The 18,287-nt window shown below is 73.9% G+C and carries 14 protein-coding genes; 6 read left to right on the top strand and 8 right to left on the bottom strand.

Going from position 1 to position 18,287, the window contains the following annotated elements; all coding sequences use genetic code 11:
- Positions 1-117 precede the first annotated feature (117 nt).
- Entirely contained in the window at positions 118-1,209 is a 1,092-nt protein-coding gene (locus ACF09E_RS34335) for a sugar ABC transporter substrate-binding protein (RefSeq protein WP_392210030.1), read from the bottom strand.
- A 156-nt stretch (positions 1,210-1,365) separates the two neighbouring features.
- On the opposite strand from ACF09E_RS34335, the gene ACF09E_RS34340 reads away from it, so the two are divergent.
- Positions 1,366-2,130: an ankyrin repeat domain-containing protein gene (locus ACF09E_RS34340; protein WP_392210032.1), complete on the top strand. Its 765-nt coding sequence runs from the start codon at positions 1,366-1,368 to the stop codon at positions 2,128-2,130.
- A 24-nt stretch (positions 2,131-2,154) separates the two neighbouring features.
- Here ACF09E_RS34340 and ACF09E_RS34345 read toward each other — a convergent pair whose 3' ends face one another.
- The 5 genes from ACF09E_RS34345 to ACF09E_RS34365 all read right to left on the bottom strand — a co-directional run bounded on the left by ACF09E_RS34345 (position 2,155) and on the right by ACF09E_RS34365 (position 10,959).
- Positions 2,155-6,333 (bottom strand): molybdopterin-dependent oxidoreductase, encoded by a 4,179-nt coding sequence (locus tag ACF09E_RS34345; protein ID WP_392210034.1) that lies wholly within the window; start codon positions 6,331-6,333, stop codon positions 2,155-2,157.
- Between the two features lie 140 nt (positions 6,334-6,473).
- Positions 6,474-7,256 (bottom strand): hypothetical protein, encoded by a 783-nt coding sequence (locus ACF09E_RS34350; protein WP_392210036.1) that lies wholly within the window; start codon positions 7,254-7,256, stop codon positions 6,474-6,476.
- Positions 7,257-7,448: 192 nt separating this feature from the next.
- Positions 7,449-8,690, bottom strand: a complete 1,242-nt coding sequence (locus tag ACF09E_RS34355) for a serine hydrolase domain-containing protein (RefSeq protein ID WP_392210038.1) — start codon at positions 8,688-8,690, stop codon at positions 7,449-7,451.
- 144 nt (positions 8,691-8,834) lie between these two features.
- The gene (locus ACF09E_RS34360; RefSeq protein ID WP_392210040.1) at positions 8,835-9,716 is read right to left on the bottom strand and encodes a DUF4436 domain-containing protein; all 882 of its coding nucleotides are present in this window, start codon (positions 9,714-9,716) and stop codon (positions 8,835-8,837) included.
- A 58-nt stretch (positions 9,717-9,774) separates the two neighbouring features.
- A complete protein-coding gene (locus ACF09E_RS34365) occupies positions 9,775-10,959 on the bottom strand; it encodes an agmatine/peptidylarginine deiminase (RefSeq protein ID WP_392210042.1) in 1,185 nt (394 codons plus the stop codon).
- A gap of 412 nt (positions 10,960-11,371) precedes the next feature.
- Between ACF09E_RS34365 and ACF09E_RS34370 the strand changes: the two genes are divergently transcribed.
- From ACF09E_RS34370 to ACF09E_RS34390, 5 genes are all read left to right on the top strand, one after another.
- Positions 11,372-11,953 carry a TetR/AcrR family transcriptional regulator gene (locus ACF09E_RS34370; protein ID WP_388794713.1) on the top strand — a complete coding sequence of 194 codons (582 nt, stop codon included), beginning with the start codon at positions 11,372-11,374 and terminating at the stop codon, positions 11,951-11,953.
- A 153-nt stretch (positions 11,954-12,106) separates the two neighbouring features.
- Positions 12,107-12,595, top strand: a complete 489-nt coding sequence (locus tag ACF09E_RS34375; protein ID WP_392210044.1) for a DUF1269 domain-containing protein — start codon at positions 12,107-12,109, stop codon at positions 12,593-12,595.
- A 65-nt stretch (positions 12,596-12,660) separates the two neighbouring features.
- Entirely contained in the window at positions 12,661-13,755 is a 1,095-nt protein-coding gene (locus tag ACF09E_RS34380) for a chemotaxis protein (protein WP_392210046.1), read from the top strand.
- Positions 13,756-13,855: 100 nt separating this feature from the next.
- A complete protein-coding gene (locus ACF09E_RS34385; RefSeq protein WP_392210048.1) occupies positions 13,856-14,494 on the top strand; it encodes an FxLYD domain-containing protein in 639 nt (212 codons plus the stop codon).
- Between the two features lie 17 nt (positions 14,495-14,511).
- On the top strand, positions 14,512-15,015 hold the full coding sequence (locus ACF09E_RS34390) for a DUF1269 domain-containing protein (protein ID WP_392210050.1): 504 nt from the start codon (positions 14,512-14,514) through the stop codon (positions 15,013-15,015).
- Between the two features lie 111 nt (positions 15,016-15,126).
- Here ACF09E_RS34390 and ACF09E_RS34395 read toward each other — a convergent pair whose 3' ends face one another.
- Positions 15,127-16,389 (bottom strand): arginine deiminase, encoded by a 1,263-nt coding sequence (locus ACF09E_RS34395; protein WP_392210052.1) that lies wholly within the window; start codon positions 16,387-16,389, stop codon positions 15,127-15,129.
- A 95-nt stretch (positions 16,390-16,484) separates the two neighbouring features.
- Positions 16,485-17,945 carry a basic amino acid/polyamine antiporter gene (locus ACF09E_RS34400; RefSeq protein WP_392210054.1) on the bottom strand — a complete coding sequence of 487 codons (1,461 nt, stop codon included), beginning with the start codon at positions 17,943-17,945 and terminating at the stop codon, positions 16,485-16,487.
- Positions 17,946-18,287: the final 342 nt, after the last annotated feature.

The raw sequence follows: 18,287 nt of genomic DNA on the forward strand, positions 1-18,287 counted from the left end.
CCACGGGGCGGAGGGACCGCGCGCCGGGATGGAACGCCCGGGACCGGAGGGTCCGGGGCGGACCTGCCGTGCGCCCGGGCGGAAAGCTGCGCGCCGGGACGGAATCGCCGCGCGCGGCTACTGGAGACCGGCCTCCTTGCAGGCGGCGGCGTACGTCGGGGTGCAGATCTCCTGAACCGTGTACAGGCCGTCCTTGACGACGGTGTCCTTGATGTTGGTCTTGTCGACCACGACCGGCGTCAGCAGGTTGGCCGGGACCTTCTGGCCGCTCCCGCTGGTGACGGTGGTGGGGACCAGGTCGGCCGGCAGGGGCTTGCCCTCGGCGAAGTCGACCGCCATCGTGGCGGCGATGTCCGCCTCCGGCTTGTACGGCTTCATGACCGTGATCGTCTGGGTGCCCAGCAGGATCCGCTGGATCGCGTCGAGCTGGGCGTCCTGGCCGGTCAGCGGCACGTTCATGCCCGCCGCCTTCAGGGCGGTCGCGATGCCCGCGGCCAGTCCGTCGTTGGCCGAGTAGACACCGACGATCTTGTCCTTGCCCAGGGCGCTGATCGCGCCGGACATCTGCTGGTTGGCGTTGTTCGGGTCCCAGTTCGGTGTGTCGTACTCCTTGCCGATCTTCACCTTGCCGTCCAGGACCGAGTGCGCGCCGGCCTTGAACTCCGCCGCGTTCGGGTCCGTCGGCGACCCGTTGTGCATCACGATCTCGCCGCTCCCGGCCTTGTCGCCGAGGGCGTCGAGGAGCGCCTGGCCCTGCAGTTCGCCCACCTTGCGGTTGTCGTACGAGACGTACGAGTCGACCGGGCCCTGCGCGAGGCGGTCGTAGGCGACGACCTTCACGCCCGCGTCGTGGGCCTTCTGCACCGACGACTGGATCGACTTGGCGTCCACGGCGTCCAGGATGAGGACCTTGTCGCCCTTGGCGAGCGCCGTGTTCACCTGCTGCTGCTGGGTCGTCGCGCTCTCGGCGGCGTTGTAGTAGTCGATCTGGGCGTCCGGTGCCAGTTCCTTGATCTTGGCCTCGATGTACGGCCGGTCGAACTTCTCGTACCGCGTGGTCTTGCTCTCCGGCAGCAGCAGACCGATCCGCACGTCCTGCCGCTGCGCCGACTCCGCGCCGGGCTGGGCCGCCCCGCTGGTCGCCACCGCGCCCAGACAGAGGGCGGTGGCCCCGGCGAGGGCTATCGCGCCCCGCAATCTACGGGTCATGGGAGGCTCCTTCCGTACTCCGCCCTCCCGCCGCCTGATGAACGCGGGACGGAGGATGCACATGTGGCCTATATATCGACATTAGCGTCAAGCCGGGGTCCGGCAAGCGGGTGAAGCCGTTCCCGGGCCGCCCCCGGGATGCGGCATCCTGGCGGCATGCCGACCCCGCAGACTCTCAGCTCCCGTGACCCGCTGGCAACAGCCGTCACGGAGGCCGTCGTCACCGGCGACCTCGCCACCCTGCGGGCACTGCTCGCCGCGCATCCCGGACTCGCCACCGCGCGGATCGCCGAGGACCGCCCGGGCCGCGGCCCCGGCGAACGGAGCCTGCTGCACATCGCCGCCGACTGGCCCGGCCACCGGCCGCGCGGCCCGGAGACCGTCGCCCTCCTCGTCGAGGCCGGCGCCGATCCCGACGCCCGTTTCGCGGGCGCCCACCGGGAGACCCCTCTCCACTGGGCGGCGAGCAACGACGACGTGCCCATGATCGACGCGCTCCTCGCCGCCGGAGCCGACATCGAGGCCGGCGGAGCGGTCGTCGCCGACGGAACCCCGCTGACCGACGCCCGCGCCTTCGGACAGTGGCGCGCCGCCCGCCGACTGCTCGAGCACGGCGCCCGCCCCACCTTCCAGGACGCCGCGGCACTCGGCCTCCCCGACCTGGTGGAGGCCCGGCTCGCCGCCCGCCCCGCCCCGTCGCCCGACGAGATCGACATGGCCTTCTGGGGCGCCTGCCAGGGCGACCGGCCCGACGTCGCCGCCCGCCTGCTCGACGCCGGCGCGGACATCGACCGGATCGGCTGGGACGGCCTCACCCCGCTCGACGTCGCCCGGGCCCGGAACGCCGGGGAGACCACCGCCTGGCTGCTGGCACGAGGCGCCCGGACGGCCGCGCAGCGGGCGGCGGCGGACGGCGCCTGAGCACCGGGACCGGCGCCCAGGGCGTCAGTACACGTCCCGCACGTACCGCCGGTCGGCGGCGAGCCGCTTGACGTACGCCGCCGCCTCCGCCTCGTCCATGCCCCCGTGCGCGACGGCGATGTCGCGGAGCGCGCGGTCCACGTCCTTCGCCATCCGGGCCGCGTCGCCGCAGACGTAGAAGTGGGCGCCGGACCGGAGCCACGACCAGAGCTGCGGTCCGTGCTCCCGCATCCGGTCCTGCACGTAGACCTTGGCGCGCTGGTCCCGGGAGAAGGCGGTGTCGAGGCGGTCGAGCGTGCCGTCGGCCAGCAGGGCGGTGAGCTCCTCCTCGTAGTAGAAGTCCGTGGCCCGGTGCTGCTCGCCGAAGAAGAGCCAGTTCGGGGCCCGGTGGCCGAGCGCGCGGCGCTCGTCGAGGAAGCCGAGGAAGGGCGCCACACCGGTGCCGGGCCCCACCATCACCATCGGCGTCGACGGGTCGGCGGGCGGCCGGAAGTGCGGGGCGCGCCGGATGTACACGGGGACCGCGGCACCGGAGTCGGCGTCCGCCAGGAACGGCGAGCAGACACCCTTGCGAGGACGCCCGCGGCGGTTCTCGTAGCGGACCACCGAGACGGTGACGGACACCCGGTGCGGGTCGGTGAGCGGACTGGAGGAGATCGAGTACAGCCGGGGCGCGAGCCGCCCCAGGACCTCGGCCCACTCCTGCGCGCCGGTGCGGACGGGGTGTTCGGCGAGGACGTCCACGGCCTGCCGGCCCCAGGCCCAGCGGGCGAGACCGTCCTTGTTGTCGGGCCGCAGGAGCCGCTTGAGCTCGCGGTCGCCGGTCCGCTCGGCGACGAAGGCGAGGAGGGCGGGCGTGGCGCGGGTGATGTCGAGGTGCCGGTGGAGCGCCTCGCCGAAGGCGACCGTCCCCCGGTCGCGCAGGTCCACCGGGGACCCCGCGTCGAGACCGGTGACGGCCAGCCATTCGGCCACCAGATCCGGGCAGTTGACGGGCTGCACGCCGAGCGCGTCCCCGCTCTCGTACCCGAGGGGCGCCCCGTGCTCCCGGGTGTCGAAGGTGAACCGCCGGACCTCCTTGCCCGCCCCCGGCAGGCTGAGCAGCCGGTTCCCGACGAGGCGGGCGGGAATGCTCGCCGGGCCGGACCGCCGGGGCGCGGCGGACGACGGGACGGCCCCCGGGACGACGGCGGACGGGGCGGGCGCCGGCGTCCCCTGCCCGCCCGCGAGCCCGGCCAGGACCTGGTCGAGCCAGGCCAGGGCGGAGGCCTCGTAGTCGGGTTCGCAGTCGGTACGCGGTGCCAGGCGGACCCCGCCCAGCTCGTCCAGCCGCCGGTCGAGGCGCCGCCCGTGCCCGCAGAAGTCGCCGTACGAGGAGTCCCCGAGGGCCAGGACGGCGAAGCGGCGGCCGTCGAGGCGCGGCGTGTCGGGGGCGGTCAGCGCGTCCCAGAACCCGGAGCCGTTGTCCGGCGCGTCGCCGTCCCCGAAGGTGCTGGTGATCAGCAGCAGGTCGGCGGCGGGCGGCAGCGCCCCGAGGACGGTCCCGTCCATGCCCGCGAGCGCGGCCCGGTGGCCCGCCGACACGAGCCGCTCCGTGGCGGCCGCCGCGAAGTCCTCGGCGTTGCCGGTCTGCGAGGCCCACAGGACGACGACCTCCCGGCCCGCCGCGGCACCTGCGCCGACGGCGGGAGCGGGCGACGGCACGCGGGAGTACAGGCCGGCCAGCACCCCGTTCGCCCACCGGGCGCGGTCCTCGCGGAAGGGCGCGCCGGCCGGCAGCACCGGCACCCCGGGCGCGCCCGACTCCAGCCCGGCGAGGAAGCCGACGAGGTACTGCCGCTCCTCGGCGGAGAGGACGGGCGGCGGGGCGGTGTCGAGGCCGAAGGCGGCCGCGGGCCCGGGAGGCAGGACGCCGCTCGGGACGGCCGCCGGCGGGGCAGCGGGGGCCTCCCGGGCGACCGGCGCGGGAAGCACGGCCCGGACCGGCGCGGGAAGCACGGACCCGACCCGCACCGGGGCCGCCGTCCGGGTCAGGGCCACCGCGCACACCTTCAGCTCGGGCTGGAAGGAGAGCGGGTCGACGGCGTCGTGGGTGACGGCGTTGACACACAGGTCCTCGCCGAAGAGGTCGTTCCAGTGGAACGGCGCGAAGCAGCTGCCCGGCGCCACGCGGTCGGTGACCACGGCGGGCAGGACGGCCTTCCCGCGCCGCGAGGCGATCTCCACCGCGTCGCCCTCCGCGATCCCGAGCCGCGCGGCGTCCCCCGGGTGCAGCTCGACGAACGGCGCCGGGTTCAGCCGGTTCAGCCGGGCGACCCTGCCGGTCTTGGTGAGGGTGTGCCACTGGTGCTGGAGCCGGCCGGTGTTGAGGACGAACGGGAAGACGTCGTCCGGCATCTCGGCCGGGTCGACGTGCGGACGGGCGTGGAAGACGGCCCGGCCGCTGGGGGTCGGGAACACCGGCCCCGTGCCGGGCCCGTCGCCGTTCCCCCCGACGTACCTGATCGGGTTCCGCGCGGGGCCTCCGCTCGCGGCCGGCCACTGGACGGGGGTGGTGCGCAGCCGCTCGTACGACACTCCGCTCAGGTCGTAGCCGGTCCTGGGGTTCCCGGCGCGCCGGATCTCCTCGAAGACCTCCTCGGCGCTGTCGTACGCGAACGCCTTCTCATAGCCCATCGCGCAGGCGATGCGGGCGATGATCAGCCAGTCCGGGAGCGCCTCCCCGGGCGGGTCGACCGCCGGCCGGGCGAGGGTGAGGTTCCGCTCGCTGTTGATCAGGACGCCCTCGGTCTCGGTCCACAGGGCGGCGGGCAGCACCACGTCCGCGTACGCGTTGGTCTCGGTGTCGGCGAACGCGTCCTGGGTGACGACGAGTTCGGCGGCCCGCAGGCCCTCGACGACGGTGGCGCGGTTGCCGACGGAGGCGACCGGGTTGGTGCAGATGATCCAGCAGGCCTTGATCTCGCCGTCCGCCATGCGACGGAAGAGGTCGACGGTGCCCTGACCCGAGCCGTCCTCGCGGATCGTGCCGGGCGGGAGGTCCCAGAGCTCCTCGGTGAAGGCGCGGTCCTCGGCCACCAGGACCGAGCGCTGGCCGGGGAGGCCGGGGCCCATGTAGCCCATCTCGCGGCCGCCCATGGCGTTGGGCTGGCCGGTCAGCGAGAAGGGGCCCGACCCGGGACGGCAGATCGCACCGGTCGCCAGGTGCAGGTTGACCAGGGCGTTGGTGTTCCAGGTGCCGTGGGTCGACTGGTTCAGCCCCATGGTCCAGCAGCTGGTCCATTCGCCCGCCGCGCCGATCCACTCGGCGGCGGTGCGGAGGTCGGCCTCGGGTATGCCGGTGACGCGGGCGACGGCGGCCGGCGGGTAGTCGGCGAGGAACGCGGGCATCGCCTCCCAGCCCTCGGTGTGCGCGGCGATGAACGCGGGGTCGGTGCGGCCGTTCTCGTGCAGCAGGTGCAGGAGCCCGTTGAGCAGGGCGAGGTCGGTGCCGGGCCGGACGCGCAGGAACAGGTCCGCCTTCTCGGCGGTGGCGGTGCGGCGCGGGTCGACGACGATCAGCTTCGCGCCGGCCTTGACCCGCTCCATCAGGCGGAGGAACAGGACGGGGTGGCAGTCGGCCATGTTGGAGCCGATGACGAGGAAGACGTCGGCCAGGTCGAGGTCGTCGTACGAGCCGGGCGGGCCGTCGGCCCCGAGGGACAGTTTGTAGCCGGTGCCGGCGCTCGCCATGCAGAGCCGCGAGTTGGACTCGATCCGGTTGGTGCCGATGAACCCCTTGGCGAGTTTGTTGGCGAGGTACTGGGCCTCCAGGCTCATCTGGCCGGACACGTACAGCGCGAAGGCGTCGGGCCCGTGCTCGTCGACGATCGCGCGCAGCCGGCGGGCGGTCTCGACGAGGGTCCGCCCGGTGTCGGCGGGGACGGGGTCGGCACCGCGCTCCTCGCGGACGAGCGCGGTGGTCAGCCGTCCGGGGGCGGCGAGCAGGTCGGCGGTCGTGGCGCCCTTGGTGCACAGGCGTCCGCGGTTGGCGGGGTGGTCCGGGTCGCCGCTCGCCCTGAGGACGGTGCGGCGTCCGTCGGGTCCGGCGCCGATGTCGAGGAGCAGGCCGCACCCCACGCCGCAGTACGAGCAGACGGTCCGGATCCGGTCGGGCGTACCTGCCGTACCGCCCCCGGGGGTCGGCGTGTCCTGTCGGGTCACCGGGGCGCCTCTCTGTGGAACCGTTCGAGCCCCGACCGTACGCACGAGCGATGACACCCGTGTCACCCGGGCCGATCTCGGCCCGTAACACCGGTCGCACAGCGGCACCGGGCGCGGTGTGAGGACTCCGGCGCACGGCGTCAGGGGGCGGTGGCGCCCCCGGCGGCCCCGGGCGCGCCGGGTGCGTCGGTGGCGCGCAGCAGCCTCAGGAAGGCCTTGAGCCCGGTGATGATCTCCTCGTTGTCGGTGAGGCGGTTCACCGTCGACTCGAACTCCCGCGCCAGCGCGGCGATCCTCCGGTCGGTCTCGTCGGCCCGCTGGTGCGCGGAGAGCGCGACGGCGTCCACCGTGCGGCGCAGCTCGGCCAGGGCCCGGTACTGCTCCTCCGTCCTCTCCTCCATGGCCGTCGCACCGCCCTCCAGGGCGGCGACCCGCCCGGTCAGGGCCACCACGTCGTCGCGCGGGAACGTCACGTCCTCCAGGAGCACCCCGAGGCGGCCGCGCAGCTGCCCGAAGTACGCCCCGGCCGGCCGGAAGAAGGTGCTGAGGAGAAAGAACCCGGCGAACCAGTGGCCCGCCGCGCGGCCGGTCGCCGCGGCCACGGCGAGCGCCGCGCCGGCCGTCACCACGTGCCCGGCGACGGCGAGCCGCAGCATCCCGCGGGCGATGCGCCGCGCCTCGGCGTCCCGCTCCCCGGGGACGTCGATGCCCTTGCCGCGGCTGATCGCGATCTCGGCGAGGACCGAGTGGGCCCGGAAGTACAGGTTCCACGGCAGGGTGAGGAGCAGCAGGAGCCAGAGCAGCCCGAGGACGCCCGCTCCCACGGCGAGCACCGTACCGGGCGGCGCTCCCACCGCGTACGCCAGCACCAGTGCGCCGACCGCGCAGCCCGCCGCCAGGAAGACCCCCACGACCTTGCTCATGCCGCCCCCTCCGAGCCCGTCCGCATCCGGCGCCATCGTCCCGCCGGACCCCGGCCCCGGCCATGAGTACGTGTACTCAGATCGGGGCGCGGAGCCGTCCACGGCGGTGCGGGGGACGGCGGGTCGGCGGGACGGCGGGGGACGGCGCGGGCGGACGGACGGCGGCGGTCGGACGGCGGCGGGCGGACGGGGTCAGCTGATCGCGAGCGGGTCCCCGGGCGCGAGCGCGGCCGCGATCCGCTCGGCGACCACCTCGGCCTGGTTGCCCTCGGGGGTGGTGGCCGTCTGCGTCGCCGAGACCGCGATGGCGAGCCGCTCGGACGGGAGGTACGCCTGGATGGCCGCGTACCCGGAGAACGACGGGTTCTGCACGATCCACCCGTTGACCACGATGACCCCGAGACCGAAGTGCTTGGCCTCGGTCTGCTTGAGGCAGATCGTGGCGGGGCAGGTGGCGGATTCGCCGCCGAGACCGACGGTGCCCGGGTCGAGCAGGGTGCGGTACGAGCGGGGCGAGAGGAGCTCGCCGGCGCCGATGGCCTGCGCCGAGCGGGCCAGGTCGCAGATGTCGGTGGTGATGACCGCGCCCGGGGCGGTCGTCCACGACGGGTTCCAGAACGTGGACTCCTCGTACAGACCGCGGTCCGAGGTGAAGGCGTGCAGGACCGGGCTCGGGATGTCGGGCGTGAAGTTGTTCCGGGTGTTCCGGAGCTCCAGCGGACCGGTGACCTTCTCCCTCACCAGCCGGTCGATCCGCACGCCCGTGATCTTCTCCAGGGCCTCGACCAGGTAGACGTAGTTGGCGTGCGAGTAGCTCCAGCTCGTGCCCGGCTCGTACCAGAAGGAGTGGCGGAGCGGGAACGCGACCAGCTCCTCGGGGGTCCAGGCCTTGAACGGGTGGGTCCCCAGCTCCGCGCCGAACGCGGGGTCGGTGACGTAGTCGTGGAGGCCCGTGGTGTTGGACGCCAGCATGCGCAGGGTGATCCGGTCCGCCTGGGGCAGGTCGGGCAGCCAGCGCTCGACGGTGTCGTCGAGCCGGACGCGCCGCTCCTCGACCAGCCTGAGGAGGGCCGTCCCGATGTGGGCGAAGGCCACGGAGCCGGCCCGGAAGTGCATCGCGGGCTCGGCCGGGACGCCGGTCATGGACTCGCCGAGCGCGTCCGTGAGGACCTCGCGACCGTCGACCGTGACCCGCACCTGTACGGCGTTGAGCCGGAGGTCCTCCTTGGCCTGCCGGGTGATCTCCAGGACCCTTCGTCCCTGGCCGCCGAGGTGGCCCGGGGTCCGCACGCAGTCGGAGCCGCGGCCGCCGGGACTCCCGGCGGCCGCGGGGGCGACGGCCGCCGTCTGGGCGGCGAGGGCGAGGACGGCGGCGCAGAGCAGGGCCCTGCGGAACCGCGCGCGCGTGCGCGGGAAGTGGGGGGTGTGCGTCATGTCCCGCACTATCTCGGGGCGAGGGGGCGGCCCGAGGGGGAACACTCCGCGGACCGCGCGAGTACCGCCCGTGTGGGGCAGACGACGGCCCCGTCCGGCCGGGTCCCGGTCCGGAGGCGGCCGTCGCGGCGCGCGGCCGGGCGGTCAGGCGGTGGTGCCGTCGCGCGGCGGCGGCGGGCCCTCCGCCCGCACCGCGCGGACCACGACCACGATCACGCAGAAGGCGATGAGCATCTCGGCCCAGAAGAAGGCCAGGTAGTCCAGGAGGCTGCCGATGGGCGGCGCTCCCGGGGCGGTGTTGCGGAAGGCGGCCAGGGCGAACAGGGTGGCCGCCATCCAGCCGAGCGCGGGCCAGGTCAGGCCCATGCGCCGCCGTACGAGGTGCCGGCCGCCCAGGAGGACGGCGACGGCGAGGGCCCACATCGCCAGCATCATGAAGACCGAGAAGACGAGGACGCTGCGGGAGCGCGCCACCTCCGCGGTGAACACGGCCGCGCCCTTGATCTCCGCGGTGTCGACGGCGAGGGAGAACAGGGCGTCCCGGTTGGTGAGCGTCATGCGGACGGGGACGGGCTCGCCGCCCTGCACGGCGCCGAACTCCATGTCCGCGTCGTACACGTCGAAGGGGTAGTCCGTGATCGGTCCGCCGGTCAGGGCGACCGGCACGTCGACCGTGGCGATCCTGCTGTGCGCGGGGAAGCCGAGGTCCCCCCGCACGGACGAGGAGGTCTGGAGGGTCAGGTTCTCGGCGGGGGAGATGCCGCCCGCCTCCGCGAGCGCCCCGCGGGGCGTGACGAGCAGGCGCAGGACCAGCTCCCGGCCGGCGGCGTCGACGCGCTGGACGGAGGCGTCGATGTCGATCCGGTCGGGGGCCTGTCCTCCGGCGGTGTAGCGGGTGTCCAGGTCCTGGCGCTCGCCGAACTGGAGCCAGAGGCCGCAGAGGGTGGCCGCCGCGACGGCCAGGAGGACGAGCCCGGCGCTCAGCGGCCCGCCGGGGGGCCGTGGTTGACGTCGCTTCGTGGACACGGACGGGCTCCAGGGGGAGACGGGAGACGGGGGACGGCGGGCGGGGGAGAGGAGGAGGTCAGGCGGCGGGCCTGCCCGGCTGGTCGTGCGTCGCGCAGTGGATGCCGCCGCCGCCCGAGGCGATGGTGTCGATCTGCACCTGGACGACCTCGCGGTCGGGGAACTGGTCCTGGAGGATGCCCCGGGCGCGGTCGTCGGCGGTCCGGTCGCCGAACCGGGGCATGAAGACCGAGCCGTTGGCGACGTAGAAGTTGGCGTACGTCGAGACGAAGTCGTCGCCCTCGCCGGTGATCCGGTCGAGGTCGGGCTGCGGGAGGTCGATGATCTCGAAGCGCCGGCCGCGGGCGTCGGTGGCCCGGCTGAGGACCGAGCGGGCCTGGTCGGCCGAGCGGGACCAGGAGTCCGGGGGAGTGCCGGGGAAGGCCTGGTCGAGCAGGACGACGCCGGGGGCGGTGAAGCGGACGAGGCTGTCGACGTGGGCGTCGGTGATGTCCTCGCCGCGGACGCCCGCGAGCCAGACCACCTTCTCGACGCCGAGGGTCTCGATGAGCTCGTCCTCGATCTGGTCCCGGGTCTTCCCCCGGTTGCGGTTGTCGTTGACGATCGAGCTCTCGGTGACGAGGAGCGTGCCCTCGCCGTCGGTCTCGAAGGAGCCGCCCTCGGCGACGAGGGGGGCCACCTCGCGGGGGATGCCGTACTTACGGAGCAGCAGCCGGCCCACCTGCGCGTCGTTGGTGTGCTCCTGCTTGCCGCCCCAGCCGTTGAAGTTGAAGTCGATCCCGACGAGCTCGTCCCCGTCCTCCACGAAGACGGGCACGGTGTCGCGGGCCCACAGGTCGTCGACCGGCATCGCGATCACCTCGACCTGGGAGCCGCAGGCCCGCTGGGCCGCGGCGACCTGGGCCGGGCGGGCCATCATGACGACGGCCTCGTACGCGGAGACGGCCCGCGCGATGCGGGCGATGTCCTCCCGGACGGACGGGAGCTCGTCCCCCCAGACGGAGGCGAGCGCGGGCCAGGACATGAAGGTGCGGGTGTGGCTGTCCCACTCGGCGCCGAAGCGGCGCTCGCCGCCCGCGGCGGAGGGGCGGGTGGAGCCGGTGGCCGGGCCGGTGGTGGCGCCGGCGGCACCGGCGGGGGTGGAGTCACCGGGGCCGCAGCCCGCGGCGCCGAAGGCGAGGGTGCCGCCGACGGCGGCGAAGGAGAGCAGGGCCGTGCGGCGGGTGAGGACGGGATGGGACACGCTGTGCTCCGTTCATGGGCTGGCGAGAGTATCCGGCGGTGGCGGGCGGATCGTGGTGAAACGCGCCGCATGCCGGATTCGCGGGCCTGGGCTGCGCACGGGCGCCCGGAGGGTTGCGGGGCCGGCGGCCCGGACGTGCGTGGGGGCGGGCCGTGCCGCCACTCTGGCACTGACTGGATTTTCAGTCAAGCTCAGGCGGGGCATGGCGGACTTGGGCAGTGCAGATCGCGAGAGGGTGCGGAGCCGCTCTCAGGGCTCCCCTGAGCGGTCGAATCTGAAAAGAAGGTCAACCGGTGGGCCGGGGTGCGGCCGCCCTCGCCCCGGACCGTCCCGTGCGACGCCCCCGGTCGGCACCCCGCCTCGCGGACCTCGGCCTCAGGACCCGGTCAGGGGAGCCGATAGGGTTCGGGGCATGTCGTCTCGCAGTACTCAGATCCTGGAAGCCGCCGCCCGGGTGATCGCCCGGCGCGGTGTGCGCGGCCTGCGCGTGGAGGAACTGGCCGCGGAGGCCGGTGTCTCCACCGGCCTCATCTACTACCACTTCAAGGACCGGACCGGGATCCTGCGGCACACGCTGGAGTTCATCAACGACCGCGCCGAGCGGTACACCAACCAGCGCGACCCCGACGCCGAACCGCTCGGCCCGCGCGAGGAGCTCGACGAGGTCCTCCTCCTGGAGCTCCAGGACATCCCCGAGGTGCGGGAGAACAGCTCGGCCTGGGGCGAACTGCGGGCCAGCGCCGTCTTCGACCCGATCCTGCGCGAGGACCTCGCCCGGGCCACCCTGGTCTGGGTGCAGGAGGTCGCCGCCCTCCTGGGACAGGTCCAGCCGATGGCCCCGGCGGCCGCCCTCGCCGCCGCCGCGGAGCGGCTGACCGCCCTCCTGGAGGGCCTCAGCATGCGCTGGCTGAGCGGCGGCATCGGAATCGAGCACGCGCGCACCCTGCTGCGCGAGGCCATCGCCGTCGAGCTGGCCTCACTCGCCCGCCCGTAAAGGGGAGGACGACCGGAATCCCGACCGCCGGGGTCGCGCGTCCGCGCACCCGGCGGTCGTCGTCGTACGCCCGTCGAGGGGATCACCGAGTCGCGAGGGCGGACATATCGGGACACGATGACACTTCACGGCCCCTTCTCCCAGGAGGCGGGAATGGCTGAACTGATCGTCATCGGGTACGACGACCCCCGGGTGGCCGAGCAGGCGTACGACACGGTGCACGCGCTGCAGCGCGACTACGTCGTGCACCTCAACGGCCTCGCGATCGTGTCCGTCGACGCCGACGGCGCCACCCACGTCGACACCGACAGCCGTGTCGTCGGCGTCTCGGCCGCCTCCGGCGCCCTGTGGGGAGCCATCTTCGGCCTGCTCTTCCTCTTCCCCGGCCTGGGGCTCCTGACCGGGGCCGCCCTCGGCGGCCTCGTCGGGAAGATCAGCAAGTCCGGGGTCGACGACCGGTTCCGCCAACAGGTGGAGGACCTCCTCAAGCCCGGTTCGGCGGCGCTCGTGATCATGGCCTCGAAGGTCACCGACGACAAGTTCACCGTGGCCATGCGGCCGCACGGCGGCACCGTCCTCAAGACCTCGCTCAGCGACGCCGACGAGCGGGAACTGGCCGAGCAGCTCGCCGGACCCGGATAGGGCCCGGCCCCTCCCCGCTCCGCCCGTCCCGCAGAACCGCCTGAACCCGCCAGGAAGGCCTCCCCATGGACCCCGCGCTCAGCAGCGACGTACTGGCGAAACTGCGCCAGCCCCGCCCGTACCCCGCCGTGTCCCTCGCGATGCCGACGCACCGCCGCGAGCCGGACAACGCCCAGGACCCCGTACGGCTCCGCAACCTGGTGGCCGCGGCGGAGAAGGCGATCCAGGAGGACCCGGCGATCCCCCGCGAGCGGCGCGCCGACGTCATGGACCAGCTGCACCGCGCGGTGGCCGAGACCGACCTCGCCCACGCCGAGGACGGCCTGGTCCTCTTCGCGGCCCCGGGCGAACACCACGTGTGGACCGTCGGCCGGTCGGTCCCCGAACGCGTCGTCCTCGCCGACACCTTCCTCACCCGCAACCTCGTCGCCGGCCACGCCGCCGAACAGCCCTCCTGGGCGCTCGCGGTCTCGGCCGACCGCGTCTCGCTCTGGAGCGGCAGCCCCGAACGGTTCACCGAGCACACGGGCAACGGCTTCCCGCTCACCCGCGGCCTCGACGACCCGGACGCGGAGCGCAAGGAGCGCATCGGCGATCTGCCGAGCACCTTCCAGGACGAGGCCACCCGCCAGTTCCTGCGCGAGGCCCACACGGCCCTGCGCGCCGTCCTCGCCTTCGCCCCCCGGCCGCTCTACGTGCTCGGCGAACCCGCCGCCGTCGCGCTCCTCGAGGACACCGGGCCGCTCCCGCGGGGCGCCACGACCCTGCACCACGGTGGCCTCGCCAAGGGCCCGGCCGCCGCGGTGCACGAGGCCGTCGAGCCCGCCCGCGCCGCCCGGGAGGCCGCCACGGCCACCACCGTCCTGGCCGAACTCGACGCCGCCCGGGGACGCCGCGAGTTCGCCGGCGGCATCGACGAGGTGTGGCAGGCCGTCAAGGAGGGCCGGATCCGGCTGCTCGCCGTCGAGGACCACTACCGGACCGTCGTACGCGACGAGGGCGGCCACCTGGAACCCGCGGAGCCCGCCGAGCCCGGCACCCGGGACGACATGGTCGACGAGATCGTGGAGCGCGCCCTCGACACCGGCGCCGAGGTCCAGTTCGTCCACGACGACGCCCTGCTCGACATGGGCCGCATCGCCGGAGTCCTCCGGTACTGACCACGCCCCGCGCCGCGGCCGCGCACCGGCGCCACGGCCGACACCCTCCGGACACCGTCCGGCCCCACCACGAACGCCCACGAGAAAGAGGACGGATCCTGTGAACCCCACATCGGAGCGCGGCCGCAGGCCGGTCCGCGCACGCGCGGTGAGCGCGGCCGCGGCCGTCGTCGTCACGGCCCTCGGCGCCGTCGGCCTCGTGTCCTGCGGCAGCGACGACGACACCGGAGGCACCGCCGTCAGTGAGCGCCCCACCGCCCCCGACACGGCCGGTTTCACGGGCGAACTCCCCTCCTCCGTCGCCTCCTCCGGGCAGGCGGCGATCGAGTCGGCCCGCGCGTCCGCGTCCTCCGCGGCGGCCTCCGCCTCCGCACGCGAGGCCGAGCGCAAGGCGTCCATCGGGGCCGAGGCCGAGCGCAGCCGCCAAGAGGCCGAGGAGGAGCTGAAGGACGTGCGGGCCCCGGGGAACGCGGGCGACGAGGTCGCGATGACGGGCAAGCCGCGCGCGGAGACCGGCGGCGTGCTCACCGTCGTCCTGAACATCACCAACACCACCGACGAGGAGGCCTCGTACGCCGTGCAGGTCGACTTCCTCGACCCCTCGGGCAAGGTCGTCGAGACGCAGTTCGTCGGCGAGGAGGACCTCGAACCGGGCGAACGCAGGCAGCCGCTGGTCATCAGCCGCCAGCCGGCCGACCCGGTGCTCACCCCGAAGCTCGTCAAGGCGCAGCGGTACTGACACAGGAGGAGAGCCGCATGTCCGAACTCATCGTCCTCGGCTACGACGACCAGGCCGTCGCGAACCGGGCGTTCGCCGCGGTGCAGGAGCTCGGGGAGAGCGATGCGGTCGAGCTGACCGGACTCGCCGTCGTGTCGGTGGACGAGGACGGCAGGACCCATGTGGACACCCCGGCCCGGCGGAAGGGGGAGACCGCGCTCTCGGCCACCGCCGGCGCCCTCTGGGGCCTGGTCCTCGGCATGATCGTTCTGACGCCGGGGCTCGGCGTCGTGGGTGCCGCCGTGGGCGGGCTCATCGGCAGGCTCAACCGGATGGGCGTCGACAACGCCTTCCGCGACAAGGTCCAGGAGCTGCTGGCGCCCGGCTCGTCCGCCGTCGTGGTGATGGCCTCGCGGCTGGCCGAGGACAGGTTCGCCGCGGCGGTCGAGCCGTTCGGCGGCACCGTGCTCAAGACCACCCTGCCGGAGGAGAGCGAGCGCGAGCTGGCCGAGCAGCTGGCCGGCCCGGACCCGGCCGCCTGACCGGGACCGCCCGGGACGCGCGGGCCGGCCACCGCGCCCTGCCGCCGGCCGGCCGCACGGAACGTCACGGGACCCGGCACCGCGCCGCGGTGCCGGGTCCCGGGCGCGCCGTCAGAAGTCGACCGCGTCCCTGATCAGCGGGCAGGTCATGCAGTGCCCGCCGCCGCGGCCCCGGCCGAGCTCGGCCCCCACGATGGTGATGACCTCGACGCCCGCCTTGCGGAGCAGCGCGTTCGTCTGGGTGTTGCGGTCGTAGGTGAAGACCACGCCGGGTTCGAGGGCGACCGCGTTGTTCCCGCTGTCCCACTGCTGCCGCTCGGAGGCGTACACGTCGCCCCCGGTCTCGATGACCCGCAGCCCGGGCAGTCCCAGGCCCTTCGCCACCACGTCCACGAACGGGGTGGCGCCCTCGTCGGTGATGTCCACGCCCGACGGCTTGCCGCCGGGCCGCAGGGTGAAGGTGTGCACCGAGTCCATGATCGTCGGGTAGAGCGTGACGATGTCCCGGTCGGCGAAGGTGAAGACGGTGTCCAGGTGCATCGCGGAGCGCAGCTTCGGCATCCCCGCGACGATGACCCGGTCGGCCGCGCCGTTCTCGAACAGGGAGGCGGCGACCTGGGTGATGGCCTGGCGCGAGGTCCGCTCGCTCATGCCCATCAGGACGACGCCGTTGCCGACGGGCATGATGTCGCCGCCCTCGAAGGTGGCCTGGCCCCAGTCCCGCTCGGGGTCGCCCCACCAGACGGTCGCGTCCCGGTAGTCGGGGTGGAAGCGGTAGACCGCCTTCATGAGCAGGGTCTCGCCGTGCCGCGCCGGCCAGTAGAGCGGGTTGAGGGTGACGCCGCCGTACAGCCAGCACGTGGTGTCCCGGGTGTAGAGGGTGTTCGGCAGCGGCGGCATCAGGTACTCGCGTACCCCGGTGGCCTCGCGGGCGAGGGAGAGGTACCCCGAGCGGTACGCGTCGGGGAGGTCGGTGGTCGCCAGCCCGCCGATGAGGTACTCGGCCAGGTCGCGGGCCGACACCGAGTCCAGGAAGGCGCGGGTGTCGTCGATCAGGCCGAGGCCGACCTCGTTGGCGACGATCTTCCGGTCGAGCAGCCAGGAGCGCGCCTCGGGCAGGGCCATGGTCTCGGTGAGCAGGTCGTGCAGCTCCACGACCTCGACGCCCCGCCGGACCAGCTCGTCGACGAAGTCGGCGTGGTCGCGCTGGGCGTTCTCCACCCACATGACGTCGTCGAACAGCAGGTCGTCCGAGTTGGTCGGGGTGAGCCGGCGGTGGGCGAGCCCCGGGGAGCAGACGAGGACCTTGCGGAGCCGTCCGACCTCGGAGTACACGCCGAGCGCGGGCTGGGCGGACGCGTCGTTGCTGGTCATGCGGGGCCTTTCGGGTACGGAGGCGAAGGGGCGGGCGAGGGTCGGGGTTCGGGGAGCGGCACGGGCCGGGGAGCGGCACGGGCCGGAGGGGCGGCTCAGAGGCTGATCCAGCCGGCCGCGAGGGCGACGACGCCCACGACGGCGCCGGCGACCGAGACGGCGAGGATCACCAGCTCGCGCGGGGAGAAGAGCGTCCTGCCCTGCTCGCGCCGGGCCTTGACGAACAGGAACGTCGCCGGCGCGTAGAGGATGAAGGAGACCAGGACGAACTTGAGCCCGGCGGCGAACAGCAGGAAGGCCGTGTACACCGTGGCGAGGAGGGCCACCACCAGTTCGCCCCGGGTGGACCGGCCGACCGCCTTCTCCTGCGCGGGCCGCAGCGCGATCTTCACCGCGAACGCGGCGGCGAGCAGGAACGGGATCAGGCTGAGCGCGCTCGTCAGGTCGAGGGCGAAGTTGAAGGCGTCGTCGGAGAAGGCCGTCACCACGAGGACGACCTGGCTGAGGGCCGTGCTCAGCAGCAGGGCGGGCACGGGGACGTCGTCGCCGGAGGAGCGTCCCAGGAAGCGCGGCATGTCCTCGTCCTTGGCCGCCACGAAGAGCACCTCGGCCGCCATCAGGGTCCAGGCCAGGTAGGCGCCGAGGACGGAGACGATGAGGCCGACGCTGACGAAGACCTGGCCCCAGTTGCCGACGGCCGCTTCCAGGACCCCCGCCATGGAGGGCTGGCGCAGCTCGGCGATCTCGCTCATCGGCAGGATCCCGTACGACACGATGGTCACGGAGGCGAAGACGGCGAAGACGCTGAGGAAGCCGAGGATCGTCGCCCGGCCGACGTCCTCGCGGCGCTTGGCGTGCCGCGAGTACACGCTGGCGCCCTCGACCCCGAGGAAGACGAAGACGGTGGCGAGCATGGTCCCGCGGACCTGGTTGAACAGCGAGCCGGCGTAGTCGGCGCCGCCCCAGTTGTCGGCGAAGACGGAGGCGTCGAAGCAGAACAGGGCGAGGACGACGAAGACGAGGATCGGCACGATCTTGGCCACCGTCACGATCCGGTTGATCGCGGCGGCCTCCTTCACCCCGCGCCGGATGAGCAGGAAGAACGCCCAGAGTCCGGCCGAGGACAGGATGATCGAGAGGGCGGTGTCGCCGTCCCCGAGCGCCGGCCAGATCGCGCCGATCGTCGACATGATGAGCACCCAGTACGTCACGTTGCCGACGCAGGCGCTCGCCCAGTAGCCGAACGCCGAGAAGAAGCCCAGGTACTCGCCGAACCCCGCCTTCGCGTACGCGTAGACGCCGGCGTCCAGGTCCGGGCGCCGCACGGCGAGGGCCTGGAAGACGAAGGCCAGCATCAGCATGCCGAAGCCGGCGATCGCCCAGGCGATCAGCGCGCCGGCGACCCCCGTCTCCTGGGCGAACCGCCGGGGCAGCGAGAAGACGCCGGCGCCGACCATGGAGCCGACGACCATCGCGGTCAGCGTGACGAGCGTCAGTTTGGCCGTGGGCGGGGACCCGGCGGTGGTGGCGCCTGGACCGGTATCAGCGTGCGACATGACCTGCCTTCCGTGGGGCCGACGTGGGGGGAGCTGCCGGAGGGGCGTACGTCGGGAGGGGGCGGCTCCGGCCGGAGCCGGTGCGGGGGAGGCGCCGCACGGCGTGCGGCGCGCCTGCCGCCGGAAGGGTGGGGAGGGCCCGAGCGGGCGTCGGCTCCCGCGGGGTTCGGTCCTCTGCGGCGGGTTCGCCGGCCTGCATGCCCACCCCTTGGAGCGACGGGAGACGACTGAAAGCCGAATCTAGCCGGATGGTGGCGTTTTGTCCCTGTACGGCAAGGTGCGCCGCACCGGCGGAGAGGTGCGCGGGCGTCCGCACGCAAACGAATCGAACGGCGGCGTCAC

Origin of the sequence: Streptomyces sp. NPDC014891 (genome assembly GCF_043081085.1) — a bacterium.
GTDB lineage: Bacteria > Actinomycetota > Actinomycetes > Streptomycetales > Streptomycetaceae > Streptomyces.